Origin of the sequence: Massilia varians, assembly GCF_027923905.1 — a bacterium.
In the GTDB taxonomy this organism is placed as follows: domain Bacteria; phylum Pseudomonadota; class Gammaproteobacteria; order Burkholderiales; family Burkholderiaceae_D; genus Telluria; species Telluria varians_B.
Map to the genome: position 1 here is coordinate 1,664,035 of NZ_AP026966.1, position 13,492 is coordinate 1,677,526.

At 65.1% G+C, this 13,492-nt stretch carries 12 protein-coding genes; 10 read left to right on the forward strand and 2 right to left on the reverse strand.

Features of this window, described 5'->3' with window-relative positions; translation table 11 throughout:
- Nucleotides 1–273 precede the first annotated feature (273 nt).
- Nucleotides 274–1,302, forward strand: a complete 1,029-nt coding sequence (gene trpS, locus MasN3_RS07625; protein ID WP_281913349.1) for a tryptophan--tRNA ligase — start codon at nucleotides 274–276, stop codon at nucleotides 1,300–1,302.
- 123 nt (nucleotides 1,303–1,425) lie between these two features.
- Nucleotides 1,426–2,475, forward strand: coding sequence for a zinc ribbon domain-containing protein (locus tag MasN3_RS07630; protein ID WP_281913350.1), 1,050 nt, complete (start codon nucleotides 1,426–1,428; stop codon nucleotides 2,473–2,475).
- A 4-nt stretch (nucleotides 2,476–2,479) separates the two neighbouring features.
- Here the strand turns inward: MasN3_RS07630 and MasN3_RS07635 are convergent, their stop codons facing one another.
- Both MasN3_RS07635 and MasN3_RS07640 read right to left on the reverse strand, forming a co-directional pair.
- Nucleotides 2,480–2,914, reverse strand: a complete 435-nt coding sequence (locus MasN3_RS07635; protein WP_281914452.1) for a DUF3597 domain-containing protein — start codon at nucleotides 2,912–2,914, stop codon at nucleotides 2,480–2,482.
- 615 nt (nucleotides 2,915–3,529) lie between these two features.
- Complete coding sequence (locus tag MasN3_RS07640; protein WP_281913351.1) at nucleotides 3,530–4,069, reverse strand: hypothetical protein; 540 nt, start codon at nucleotides 4,067–4,069, stop codon at nucleotides 3,530–3,532.
- A 147-nt stretch (nucleotides 4,070–4,216) separates the two neighbouring features.
- Here MasN3_RS07640 and MasN3_RS07645 point away from each other — a divergent pair, with 147 nt between their 5' ends.
- The 8 genes from MasN3_RS07645 (at nucleotide 4,217) to MasN3_RS07680 (ending at nucleotide 13,465) form a co-directional block, all read left to right on the forward strand.
- Nucleotides 4,217–4,567 carry a DUF1294 domain-containing protein gene (locus MasN3_RS07645; protein ID WP_281913352.1) on the forward strand — a complete coding sequence of 117 codons (351 nt, stop codon included), beginning with the start codon at nucleotides 4,217–4,219 and terminating at the stop codon, nucleotides 4,565–4,567.
- A gap of 21 nt (nucleotides 4,568–4,588) precedes the next feature.
- Complete coding sequence (ugpQ, locus tag MasN3_RS07650) at nucleotides 4,589–5,347, forward strand: glycerophosphodiester phosphodiesterase (protein WP_281913353.1); 759 nt, start codon at nucleotides 4,589–4,591, stop codon at nucleotides 5,345–5,347.
- Nucleotides 5,348–5,390: 43 nt separating this feature from the next.
- On the forward strand, nucleotides 5,391–8,000 hold the full coding sequence (alaS, locus tag MasN3_RS07655; protein WP_281913354.1) for an alanine--tRNA ligase: 2,610 nt from the start codon (nucleotides 5,391–5,393) through the stop codon (nucleotides 7,998–8,000).
- A 178-nt stretch (nucleotides 8,001–8,178) separates the two neighbouring features.
- Nucleotides 8,179–9,189, forward strand: coding sequence for an OmpA family protein (locus MasN3_RS07660; RefSeq protein ID WP_281913355.1), 1,011 nt, complete (start codon nucleotides 8,179–8,181; stop codon nucleotides 9,187–9,189).
- Between the two features lie 275 nt (nucleotides 9,190–9,464).
- A complete protein-coding gene (locus tag MasN3_RS07665) occupies nucleotides 9,465–9,692 on the forward strand; it encodes a sulfurtransferase TusA family protein (RefSeq protein ID WP_281914453.1) in 228 nt (75 codons plus the stop codon).
- 203 nt (nucleotides 9,693–9,895) lie between these two features.
- Nucleotides 9,896–10,645 (forward strand): electron transfer flavoprotein subunit beta/FixA family protein, encoded by a 750-nt coding sequence (locus MasN3_RS07670; RefSeq protein WP_281913356.1) that lies wholly within the window; start codon nucleotides 9,896–9,898, stop codon nucleotides 10,643–10,645.
- A gap of 19 nt (nucleotides 10,646–10,664) precedes the next feature.
- Nucleotides 10,665–11,594, forward strand: coding sequence for an electron transfer flavoprotein subunit alpha/FixB family protein (locus MasN3_RS07675; protein WP_281913357.1), 930 nt, complete (start codon nucleotides 10,665–10,667; stop codon nucleotides 11,592–11,594).
- 80 nt (nucleotides 11,595–11,674) lie between these two features.
- Nucleotides 11,675–13,465, forward strand: coding sequence for an acyl-CoA dehydrogenase (locus MasN3_RS07680; protein WP_281913358.1), 1,791 nt, complete (start codon nucleotides 11,675–11,677; stop codon nucleotides 13,463–13,465).
- Nucleotides 13,466–13,492 lie beyond the last annotated feature (27 nt).

Genomic DNA, 13,492 nt, shown 5'->3' on the forward strand with positions numbered 1-13,492 from the left:
AATTCCCTACAGCTCGGCGTCCCAGGCAAGAAATCGTCGAAAGGGGAGAACCGGCCACAGGCCAGGGACCCGGAAGCGGTTGACATCCTTGCGCCAACCTGCAACCATGCGGTCCATGAATTTTCCGAAAGCACATCACTTTTTGTCGACCTGGTGGCGCCGCTCCTAACGTGCGGCCACAGGAATGATGTGCATTTCGACTAACGCCGCCTCGATCCGGGCGGCGTTTTCGCATTCGGCGCAGGAGGATCGGGGCAATAACCAGGAAACCCGATGAGCTCCCCAACCCCAAACGCTTCCACGCCAATCATCCTGACCGGCGACCGTCCTACCGGTCCGCTGCACCTCGGCCACTTCGTCGGCAGCCTGCGCAACCGCGTCGAGTACCAGAATACGTATCGCCAATTCGTCATGCTCGCAGACGCCCAGGCGCTGACCGACAACATGGATGACATCGGTAAGGTACACCGGAACGTGGTCGAAGTGGCGCTCGATTACCTCGCCTGCGGCATCGATCCGGCCCGCACCACCATCCTGATCCAGTCGCAGATTCCGGAACTGACCGAGCTCACCTTCTACTACCTGAACCTGGTGACCGTGGCGCGCCTCGAGCGCAACCCGACCGTGAAGCAGGAAATCATCCTGCGCGGCTTCGAGCGCGACATCCCGGCCGGCTTCCTGACCTACCCGGCCAGCCAGGCTGCCGACATCACCGCCTTCAAGGCCAGCGTGGTGCCGGTGGGCGAGGACCAGATCCCGATGATCGAGCAGTGCAACGAAATCGTGCGCAGGTTCAACCGTACCTACAGCCCTGACAAGGACATCCTGGTCGAGTGCAAGGCGATCGTGCCGGAAGTCGGCCGCCTGCCGGGCATCGACGGCCGCGCCAAGATGAGCAAGTCGCTGGGCAACACCATCAACCTGGGCGCCAGCGCCGACGAGATCCGCGCCGCGGTCAAGCAGGTGTACACCGACCCGCTGCACCTGAAGGTGTCCGATCCGGGCCACCTGGAAGGCAACGTCGCCTTCATCTACCTGGACGCTTTCGATACCGACAAGGAAGGCCTGGCCGAGATGAAGGCCCACTACACCCGCGGCGGCCTGGGCGACAGCGTGGTGAAGAAGCGCCTGGAGGGCATCCTGCAGGAGCTGCTGGCGCCGATCCGCGCCCGCCGCGAAGAGTTTGCCAAGGACCGCGGCCAGGTGCTGCAGATCCTCAAGGAAGGCACCATGCGGGCGCGTGAAGTGGCGGCCCAGACCACCGACGAAGTGAAGAAGGCCTTGGGTCTGTCGTACTTCTGATTTCCCGCGGTATCGTGTGCCGGTACTCGTGGTATCGGCACGGATCTCCCTCGCGGCCGACGCTGGCCCGCGGCTCCCTCCAGTGGCAATCTTGCGCCATCAATGTCACTGGAGGACCATTTCATGAGCAAAGGCCTGCGCCTGACCGAACAATGGATGCAACGCGCCCTGTGGCTGGTCGCGTTCGCGTTCGCCTCCTTCCTGATCGGCCTGGGCGGCAAAGTCGTCGATAACTTGTGGGATGTCGAGCGGCCCCTGGGCATCGAGCAGTTCATGGACCGCAATCAGGTCGATGCCCTGCGCGCCGGCGAGCAAGCGGCACAGGCGCGGCGCGAGACGGCGCAGCTCGAGCTGGAGCAGGCGACCCAGCAGCACGAGGTGGCGCGCGCGAACACCCGTTCGGCGCGCGAGACGTTTGACAACTGGCTGGCCACGCGCCGCGCGACCGCGCGGCCCGACCAGGACCCCGCGCTGCTCGAACGTACTCGTGGACTGGACAAGCTGGAGAGCGAGGAACGGCGCGCGCTGGCGGCCGTCCAGGCCCAGCAGCAGGCCCTGCTGGATGCCGACCAGGCCCTGCAGCGTGCCCGGATGCGCTGGGAGCGCATGGAAACGCCGGCGCGCGCCGCCTATGAAAAGGCCGCCAACGCCAAGGAGCTGCGCGTCTTCCTGTACCGCCTGGCGCTGACCCTGCCGCTCCTGGTGCTGGCCGGCTGGCTGTTCGCGCGCAAGCGCCGCAGCCCCTACTGGCCCTTCGTGTGGGGATTCATCTTCTTCGCACTGTTCGCCTTTTTCTTCGAACTCGTGCCTTACCTGCCGAGCTACGGCGGCTACGTGCGCTACCTGGTCGGCATCGCCGTCACCGTGCTGGTGGGGCGCTATGCGATCGTCTCGCTGCAGCACTACCTGGCGCGCCAGCGGCAGGCCGAGGCGCTGCCGGACGTGCAGCGCCGCCAGACCCTGCGCTACGACGCCGCCCTTGCCCGGCTGGGCAAGGGCGTGTGCCCGGGATGCGAGCGGCCGGTCGACCTGCAGGATGCGGGCGTCGACTTCTGCCCGCACTGCGGCATCGGCCTGTTCGACCGCTGCGGCTGCTGCAACAGCCGCAAGAACGCCTTCGCCCGCTTCTGCTTCGCGTGCGGGACGGCGGCCAACACCTCGCTGGCCGACTAGACCATCAATCGCGCAGGTCGGCCGGCACCTTGCCGCCGTTGGCCGCCAGCTTGTTCATGACCTGGCGGTGCAACCAGATGTTCATCGAGGCCGAATCGCTGGTGTCGCCGGTGTAGTGCAGCTCGGCGGCCAGTTCCTTGCGCGCCTGCAGGCTGCTGTCCAGGCCAAGCAGCTTGAGCAGGTCGACGATCGAGCTGCGCCAGTTCAGCTGCTGGCCCGAGGACTTCTGCATATTGGTCAGGATTGCCTCGACGTCGACCTGCTCCATCATGGCCGGCGCGGCCTGGGGCTGGACCTGTGGCTGGGCTTGCGGCTGGGCCTGGGGAGCAGCCTGCGGCTGGGCCTGTGGCGCCGGCGCCTGGGGCTGTGCCTGCGGGCCCTTGTTGGCGGCGTGCGCCTTCGGGAAGATCTTGCCGAAAATATTGCTCAGGATGCCCATGTCATCTCCTTGGTGAATGGTGGATTGGGAACGCATGCGTTGTGCTACGTGGCCAAGCGCGAGCGCCAGTGCGGCGCCGCCGATCGCCTTGACCAGGGTCGGGTGTTCGGCATAGAAGGCGCTCATGCGGTCGACGATGCCGGGATTTTGCTGCTCTGCCTGCTCGGCCAGCTCGCGCACCTGCTCGGGGGAGACCTGCGACGCCTGTTCCGGCGTGACCTTGCCGGCGCCGAACAACTTGCCGAACACGCCGCCTGCCACCGAGGACAGCTGTGCCGGGTTCAGGGAACCCAGCAGCTGGTTCAGCATGCCGGCGCGGCCGTTCGCATCGCTTTGCCCGAACAGCTGGCTGACCACTTGCGGGAAGGGCGGGGTCTGGTCGGAACGCAAGGCATTGGCGACACCTTCGGCGACCGTGGTGCGCGGCGCGCTCTGGGTCACGCGGTCGAAGTCGTCCGCCGCGCGGTCCTGGTTGCCGCCGCCAAGGTATTGCGATAACAGATTGCCCAAATCAAATGCCATATTCGTTCTCCTGACTACATACGGTTGAATAGCTAGCGTAGGCGTTTTGCCAATGCCTGCTCTGTACGCTATTCAACGCTGAAGCCCGATGGATCACTGGCGGCGCATGTTCTGCGCCATATGGCCGAGGGCGATGGCAAGGGCGGCGCCGCCGATTGCCTTCACCAGGGTCGGGTTCTGGGCATAGAAGTCGCCCATGCGGTCGACGATGCCCGGGTTTTCCTGCTCGGCTTTTTCGGCCAGTTCGCGCACCTCGTCGGGCGATACCTGCGCGGCCTGTTCGGGCGTGACCTCGCTTGGCGCACGGCCGCCGCCGAACAGGCTGCCCAGGCCCCCGAGGCCCCCGGACCGGCTGGCAAGCTGGGCCAGCACGGCAGGCCCGACGGTGGCCAGCAACTGGTTGAGCATGCCGGCGCGCTGGTTCGGATTGCTCTGGCCGAACATCTGGCTCACCATGTTGGCGAAGGGCGGGGTCTGGTCGGAGCGCAGTGCGCCGCTCACGCCGCGCGCTAGCACCTCGGGCGGCGCGTTCGAGGCCACCCGGTCGAAATCGTCGTTGGCCTGCTGGTCCTTGCCGGCGCCGGCAGCGCCGCCCAGGTACTGGTTCAGAAGATTGCCGAGATCGAAAGCCATTTCGCACTCCCTGTATTGACGCGATAGAAGGAGGAGGGTAGCGCCTTCGACATGGCATGCTCTGTTCGTTATCCAACGGAGGCTGGTCGAAAGCAGTATTTTCTTTCCATGTAGACATCCAGGCCGTGGCGGGAGTAAGCTTTCCGTATGCCTTACCTGCCCCTATTGCTGTTCCTTGTCCTGTACGCCGCCGCCACCTGGAAGTGGGGCCTGCCGCTGCAGGTGGGCGCTGCCTACCTGGCGATGAGCCTGAGCTGCTTCGTGGCCTATGCGATCGACAAGTCGGCGGCGCGCAAGGGCAACTGGCGCACGCCGGAATCGACCCTGCTGCTGCTCGGCCTGGTCGGCGGCTGGCCAGGCGCCGTGCTGGCGCAGCAGTGGCTGCGGCACAAGACCTCGAAGACCTCGTTCCAATGGAAGTTTTACCTGACCGTGGTGCTGAACCTCGTACTCTTCCTGTACCTGTCACGGCAGCTCGGCGCATCGGCGGTTTCCTGATTCCTGTGAAAGGAGGTGGGCATGTGGCGATATCCGCGGATCCTGGCGCATCGCGGCGGCGGCACCCTGGCGCCCGAGAACACCTTCGCCGGTGTGCGGCGCGGCATGGACTTCGGTTTCCGCGCCCTCGAGTTCGACGTGATGCTGGCGCGCGACGGCGTGCCGGTGGTCATCCACGACCCCTACCTCGGCCGCACCGTGAGCGGCGCCGGCCATGTGTTCGACTACGATGCGCATGAGCTGGCCCGGATGGATGCCGGCAGCTGGTTCGGCGCCGATTTCGGCGGCGAGCCGGTGCCGCTGTTCGTCGAGTTCGCCCAGTACTGCAAGGCGCACGGCATCTGGATGAACATCGAACTCAAGCCGGCGCGCGGCTTCGACCGCGAAACCGGCCAGACCGTGGCGCGCATCGCCCGCGCCCTGTTCGCGGACGAGATCGCAGCCGGCGACCTGGCGCGGGTGCCGCTGCTGTCCTCATTCAGCCTGGCGGCCCTGGAAAGCGCGCGCGCCGCCGCCCCGGACCTGCCGCGCGCCTTCCTGATGAGCGAGCTGCCGCCCGGCTGGGAGCCGCTGGCGCGCTCGGTCGACGCCGTCGCGATCCATGCCAACCACAAGCACCTGAGCCCGGCGCTGGCAAAGGCCGTGCGCGACGCCGGCTTCGGCCTGTTCTGCTACACCGTCAACGAGCCGGAGAGGGCGCGCGAACTGCTGGACTGGGGCGTCGAGGCCTTTTGTACCGACCGCATCGATCTGATCGGACCTGACACGTCTAGGCTATAATCGTTTTTTTATAGCGCATGCTCCCTCATTCCGCCCTTACGACATGAAATCCTCCGAAATCCGCGAAAAGTTCCTCAAGTTCTTCGAGTCCAAAGGCCATACCATCGTCCGTTCCAGCCCTCTGGTTCCGGGGAACGACCCAACCATGTTGTTGACCAACAGCGGAATGGTGCAGTTCAAGGATGTGTTCCTGGGCCTGGATACGCGCCCGTACTCGCGCGCCACCACCGTGCAGCGCTGCGTGCGCGCCGGCGGCAAGCACAATGACCTGGAAAACGTCGGCTACACCGCGCGCCACCACACCTTCTTCGAAATGCTGGGTAACTTCAGCTTCGGCGACTATTTCAAGCGCGACGCCATCCACTACTGCTGGGAGCTGCTGACCAAGGTCTACATGCTGCCGGCCGAGAAGCTCACCGTCACCGTCTACTTCGAGGACGACGAGGCCTATGACATCTGGGCCAACGAGATCGGCGTGCCGAAAGAGCGCATCATCCGCATCGGCGACAACAAGGGCGCGCGCTACGCATCCGACAACTTCTGGCAGATGGCCGACACCGGCCCCTGCGGTCCGTGCACCGAGGTGTTCTACGACCACGGCGCCGACATCTGGGGCGGTCCTCCGGGCTCGCCTGAAGAAGACGGCGACCGCTTCATCGAGATCTGGAACCTGGTGTTCATGCAGTTCAACCGCGACGAAGCGGGCGTCTTGAGCCCGCTGCCGAAGCCGTCGATCGACACCGGCATGGGCATGGAGCGCCTGGCCGCCGTGCTGCAGCACGTGCACAGCAACTACGAGATCGACCTGTTCCAGAACCTGATCAAGGCGGCGGCCCGCGAAACCGGCGCGCTTGATCTGGAAAACAACTCGCTGAAGGTCATCGCCGACCACATCCGCGCTGCGTCCTTCCTGATCGTCGACGGCATCATTCCGAGCAGCGAAGGCCATGGCTACGTCCTGCGCCGCATCATCCGCCGCGCGCTGCGCCACGGCCACAAACTGGGCCAGACGAAACCGTTCTTCCACAAGCTGGTGGCGGACCTCGACATCGAGATGGGCGAGGCCTATCCGGAACTGCGCGAAGCGAAAGAGCGCGTGGTCCAGGTGCTGAAGACCGAGGAAGAGCGTTTCGGCGAAACCCTCGAAAACGGCATGAAGATCCTGGAAGCTCAACTCTCCAAGGATGCCAGGAACCTGGACGGCGCCACCGCCTTCACCCTGTACGACACCTACGGCTTCCCGCTCGACCTCACCGCGGACATCTGCCGCGAGCGCGGCGTGACGCTGGACGAGGAGGGCTTTGCCGCCGCCATGGAGCAGCAGAAGAAGACCGCGCGCGCCGCCGGCAAGTTCAAGATGGCCGCCAAGGTCGAGTATGCGGGCGAGAAGACCAAGTTCGTCGGCTACGAATCGCTGGCCCACAACACCCACGTGCTGGCCCTGTATTCCGAAGGTGTGTCGGTCGAGGAACTGAAGGCCGGCCAGGAAGGCATCGTGGTGCTCGACACCACCCCGTTCTATGCGGAGTCGGGCGGCCAGGTGGGCGACCAGGGTGTCATCAAGGGCGGCGCCAACCTGTTCGAAGTCGAGGACACCCTGAAGATCCAGGCCGAGGTCTTCGGCCACCATGGCGTGCTGCGCGAGGGTTCGCTCAAGGTCGGCGACACGGTCGACGCGCAGGTCGACACCGTCAAGCGCGCGCGCACCATCCGCAACCACTCGGCGACCCACCTGATGCACAAGGCCCTGCGCGAAGTGCTGGGCAGCCACGTGCAGCAGAAGGGCTCGCTGGTCGATCCGGACAAGACCCGCTTCGACTTCAGCCATGGCGCACCGCTGACCGCGGAAGAGATTGCGAAGGTCGAGATGATCGTCAACCGCGAGATCCTCGAGAACCACGCCACCCAGGCCCAGCACATGAGCTTCGACGACGCCGTCAAGCACGGCGCGATGGCGCTGTTCGGCGAGAAGTACGGCGACAGCGTGCGCGTGCTGGACATCGGCTCCTCGAAAGAGCTGTGCGGCGGCGTGCACGTCACCCGCACCGGCGACATCGGCCTGTTCAAGATCGTCTCGGAAGGCGGCGTCGCCGCCGGCATCCGCCGCGTCGAGGCCGTGACCGGCGAGGGGGCGCTGGCGCTGGTGCAGTCGATCAACCGCAAGCTGCAGGAAGCCGCCGCGCTTCTCAAGACCAGCCCGGACGAGCTGCCGACCCGTATCGCCCAGGCGCAGGACCAGGTCAAGTCGCTGGAGAAGGAAGTGGCGGCGCTCAAGTCGAAGCTGGCCGCGGGGCAGGGCGACGAGCTGGTGACCAAGGCCATCGACGTGAACGGCATCAAGGTGCTGGCCGCGACCATGGAAGGCGCGGACGTCACCGCGCTGCGCGAGACCATGGACAAGCTCAAGGACAAGCTGGGAACCGCCGCTATCGTGCTGGCCAGCGTGCTTGAGGGCAAGGTCAGCCTGATCGCGGGCGTGACCAAGGACGCCACCGGCAAAGTGAAGGCTGGCGAGCTGGTGAACTTCGTCGCCCAGCAGGTGGGCGGCAAGGGTGGCGGCCGTCCGGACATGGCGCAGGCCGGCGGTACCGATCCGGCGGGCCTGCCGCAGGCGCTGGCCGGCGTGGCCGGCTGGGTGGGCGAGCGCGCCTGAGCGTTTCCTGACCATCTGGTAAAAAACAGCGCCGCCTTCGGGCGGCGTTGTCATTGGGGCCTGATCATGCGCCGCGCATGAGCGCGCACGATTGCTTATGCGCAGTAACTAGCCGTTGCGGCCATGCCAGTCCGTTTCTAGAATCGTCCGTTGACTTTCATTCAACAAGGGAACGGACATGCGCACTTATCATCGACTTCTGGGCGTTTTTCTTCTTTGTGCCGGGGTGGTATCGCTGGTGCAGGCCAAGATGCCAGCGGCGGACACGGTCAAGGGCGCCAAGGATCATCCCTTGGTGTCGCGCTTCGAAGGTGCGAAGATGGTTGCCTACGAGGTCAAGGAGTTCGACGAAACCAGCTTGCCAGCAGGCAGGCGCAGTCATCGAAGCGAACCGCAGGGCTATTACTTCGAAAAGAAGCTCGACCTGGAAGGCAAGCTCACCCGTATCGCCTACCTGGTGCCGCGCGAGCGTTCCTCATTGGAGGTGTTGCGCAATTACCAGGCTGCGCTGGAAAAAGGCGGGCTCAACATCCTCTACGCCTGCGCCAAGGAGGCCTGCGGCGAAAGCCTCGGCGACTACTGGCTGTCTGCCAAGCTCGACAGGAACTTCCTGAAGAGCGGCGACGCCGACGGCGCCTTCCGGTATGGCAGCATGGAACCGCGCTACCTGCTGGCGTCCGGCAAACGCCCGGATGGCTCGCCCCTGCATGTCGCGGTGTACGTGGTGACGCCGCGAGAGAACTACGAAGGAGGCGTGTATGTGGAGATTGTCGAAGGCAAGCCGATGGAAACCGGCAAGGTCGCGGCCAGCCTGAGCGCCGCCGACATGGCGAGGAACATCGCCAATGAGGGCAGGGTGGCCGTTTACGGCGTCTACTTCGACACTGGCAAGGCCGAGGTCAAGCCGGCATCCCAGCCGGCCCTGGCCGAGATGGCGAAACTGCTGCGGCAGGAGCCGAAGCTGAGGGTGCTCGTGGTCGGCCACACCGATAACCAGGGCGAGCTTGCCCACAACCTCGCGCTGTCGCAGCGGCGTGCCGAATCGGTGGTGAAGGCGCTGTCCGACGGCTACAAGGTGAATGCGCAACGCCTGGCAGCGCGCGGCGTTGCCTCCTACGCGCCGATAGCGTCGAACCGCACGGATGCAGGAAGCCAGAAGAACCGCCGGGTCGAACTGGTCGAGCAGTAGGGGGAGGGCAGAGCAGGCATGCACCCGCCCGCTTGCAATCGGGGCGGGAAGCCGCATCTGCCATGTGTCGCACCATGGCGGTGCCAAGTGCTTCGTCTTTTGATGCGCCATGGCGCGCAAGCATAGATAATTTCACAATTGGTTGCAGTCCTGCAACAATGTGTGACTATTTTGGTGCGCTGCGTCATACTGCCGGAAAAGGAGTAGTATTCGACTTCCGAGCACCATCACTTTGCAGGCATGCGATGAGCGACACCACTATCGACATTGATACCATGGAATTCCAGAGAGACCTGGATGCGCGCGGACTGAACTGTCCGCTGCCGATCCTTAAAGCCAAGAAGGCACTCGCCGAGATGGAGAGCGGGCAGGTGCTGCGCATCGTGGCAACCGATACCGGCTCCGTGCGCGACTTCCAGGCGTTTGCCAAGCAGACCGGTAACGCCCTGCTGGCCCATACCGTGCAAAACGGCGAATTCACCTTCCTGATGCGCCGCAAGTAATCCTTCCCGGCGGCGCGACAACGACGGGGCAGGCCTGCGCCAGCCCCGCGTTCCCCTTCCCAATCTCTGTAAGATCGTACTTTAGTCGGAATCCTCTAACTAAAAATCGCACGATCGTGCTTTAATTCTGAACTGAAGCCGAATTTCTCTTATAATCTAGGCCATTTTCGTCTGTCACCCATTCCATTTTCTAAAGGCACCCTATGAAAGTCCTGGTACCCGTCAAACGCGTGGTCGACTACAACGTCAAGGTCCGCGTCAAATCCGACGGCAGCGGCGTGGATATCGCCAATGTCAAAATGTCGATGAACCCGTTCGACGAGATCGCGCTGGAAGAAGCCACGCGCCTGAAGGAAGCCGGCAAGGTGACCGAAGTCGTCGCCGTTTCGGTGGGTGTGGCCCAGTGCCAGGAAACCCTGCGTACCGGCATGGCGATCGGCGCCGACCGCGGCATCCTGGTCGAGACGAGCGTCGAGACCGAGCCGCTGGCCGTGGCCAAGATCATGAAGGCGCTGGCCGACAAGGAACAGCCGCAGCTGATCATCCTGGGCAAGCAGGCGATCGACGACGATTCGAACCAGACCGGCCAGATGCTGGCCGCCCTGCTGGGCTGGCCGCAGGCCACCTTCGCATCGAAAGTGGTGCTGGAAGACGGTAAAGTCACTGTGACCCGCGAAGTGGACGGCGGCCTGGAAACAGTCAGCCTGAGCCTGCCGGCCATCGTCACCACCGACCTGCGCCTGAATGAGCCGCGCTACGTGACGCTGCCGAACATCATGAAGGCCAAGAAGAAGCCGCTGGAAACCGTCAAGCCGGAAGACCTGGGCGTCGACGTGACTCCGCGCCTGAAGACCCTGAAAGTCACCGAGCCGGCCAAGCGCTCGGCCGGTGTCAAGGTGCCGGACGTGGCGACCCTGGTGCAGAAGCTGCGCACCGAAGCCAAAGTCATCTAAACATACTTAGGAAAAGAACATGGTCGCACTCGTCATTGCAGAACACGACAACGGCTCCCTCAAGGGCGCTACCCACCACACCGTGACCGCGGCGCTTCAATGCGGCGGCGAAGTCCACGTCCTGGTCGCCGGCGCCAATTGCGGCGCCGCTGCCGAAGCCGCCGCGCAGATCGCGGGTGTCGCCAAGGTGCTGGTCGCCGACGCGCCGCACTTCGCCGACGGCCTGGCCGAGAACGTCGCCGAGCAGATCCTGTCGATCGCCGCGAGCTACTCGCACATCCTGGCCCCGGCCACCGCCTACGGCAAGAACATCCTGCCGCGCGTGGCCGCCAAGCTGGACGTGGCCCAGATCTCGGAAATCACCAAGGTCGAGTCCCCGGACACCTTCGAGCGCCCGATCTACGCCGGCAACGCCATCGCCACCGTGCAATCCGGCGACCCGGTGAAAGTCATCACCGTGCGCGGCACCGCGTTTGATGCCGCCGCCACTGGCGGTTCGGCTGCGGTCGAGCAGATCGCCGCCGTCGGCGACATGGGCAAGTCGGCGTTCGTCGGCCGCGAACTGGCCAAGTCGGACCGTCCGGAACTGACCGCCGCCAAGATCATCGTCTCGGGTGGCCGCGGCATCGGCTCGGCCGAGAACTTCAAGCTGCTCGAGCCGCTGGCCGACAAGCTGGGCGCCGCCATGGGTGCCTCGCGCGCGGCAGTCGACGCCGGCTTCGTGCCGAACGACTGGCAGGTCGGCCAGACCGGCAAGATCGTCGCCCCGACCCTGTACATCGCGGTCGGCATCTCGGGCGCGATCCAGCACCTGGCCGGGATGAAGGACTCGAAGACCATCGTCGCCATCAACAAGGATCCGGAAGCGCCGATCTTCTCGGTGGCCGACTACGGCCTCGTGGGCGACCTGTTCGAGGTCGTGCCGCAGCTGGTCAAGGAACTGGGCTAATTACCCCCTAGCCGATTTACCGTCGTTCCCGTGCAGTTACAAGCTGCGCCGGAGCGACGTTTTCACATCAGGAGACAAAGGTGAGCTATCAAGCCCCGCTGAAAGACATGCAGTTCGTGCTGAACGAACTGGCGAATCTGGCCGAGATCAACCAGCTGCCTGGCTGCGAGGACGCGACCCCGGACACCGTGGATGCCGTGCTCGAAGAAAGCGCGAAGTTCTGCGGCGAAGTCATCGCGCCGCTGAACCACGCCGGGGACAAGGAACCGAGCTTCTGGAAGGATGGATCGGTTACCACCTCGAAGGGCTTCCGCGACGCCTTCCGGGCCTTTGCCGACGGCGGCTGGCAGGGCATCCAGCATCCGAGCGAATTCGGCGGACAAGGCTTGCCGAAGCTGGTCGCGACCCCGTGCATGGAGATGCTGCACGCCGCCAACCTGTCCTTCGCGCTGGCGCCGCTGCTGACCGACGGCGCCATCGAGGCGCTGCTCACCGCCGGGTCGGATGAACAGAAGAAGCTGTTCCTGGAGCCGCTCATCAGCGGCAAGTGGACCGGCACCATGAACCTGACCGAGCCGCAGGCCGGTTCGGACCTGGCCGCCGTGCGCACCCGCGCCGAGCCGCAGGGCGACGGCACCTACAAGATCTTCGGCACCAAGATCTTCATCACCTACGGCGAGCACGACATGGCGGAGAACATCATCCACCTCGTGCTGGCGCGCACCCCCGACGCGCCGGCGGGCGTGAAGGGCATCTCGCTGTTCATCGTGCCGAAGTTCCTGGTGAACCTTGATGGCTCGCTGGGCGAGCGCAACGACGCGCACTGCGTCTCGATCGAACACAAGCTGGGCATCAAGGCTTCGCCCACCGCGGTGCTGCAGTTCGGCGACCACGGCGGCGCCATCGGCACCCTGGTGGGCGAAGAGAACCGCGGCCTCGAGTACATGTTCATCATGATGAACGCGGCCCGCTTCGGCGTCGGCATGCAGGGCGTCGGCCTGGCCGAACGCGCCTACCAGCAGGCGGTCGCTTTCGCCAAGGACCGCGTCCAGTCGCGCGAAGTCGCCGGCTCGCCGGGCCCGGTGGCCATCATCAACCACCCGGACGTGCGCCGCATGCTGATGTCGATGCGTTCGCAGACCGAGGCTGCGCGTGCGCTGGCCTACGTCGGCGCCGCCTTGTCCGACATCGCGCACAACCATGCGGACGAAGCAACCCGCAAGGCCAACTTGTCGGTGTACGAATACCTGGTCCCGATCATCAAGGGCTGGTCGACCGAGATGAGCGAGAACGTGGCGCGCGACGGCGTGCAGGTGCATGGCGGCATGGGCTTCATCGAAGAGACCGGCGCGGCCCAGCACTACCGCGATGCCAAGATCCTCACCATTTACGAAGGCACCACCGCGATCCAGGCCAACGACCTGGTGGGCCGCAAGACCGTGCGCGACGGCGGCGCCGTGGCCCGCTCCCTGATCGAACAGGTGCGTGCGGTCGAGGCGCAGCTGGGCGAAGTCCAGGGTGAGGAGTTCGCCGCGATCCGCCGCCAGCTGGCGGAAGGCAGCACCGCGCTGGAGCAGGTGGTCGACTTCGTCGTGGCCAACGCCAAATCGGACGTGCGCGCCGTGTTCGCGGGCAGCGTGCCGTACCTGAAGCTGGCCGGCATCGTGCTGGGCGGCTGGCAGATGGCGCGCGCCGCACTGGTCGCCCAGAAGAAGCTGGCGGCGGGCGAGGGCGATGCGTCCTTCCTGCGCGCCAAGATCGCCACCGCGCGCTTCTTCGCCGACCACGTGCTGTCGTCGGCGCCTGGCCTGCGCACCGCCATCGTCGAAGGCGCGCCGGGCGTGCTGGCGCTGGAGGTCGATCAGTTCTGATTGCCCGGAGCATCGACACGAAGCGGC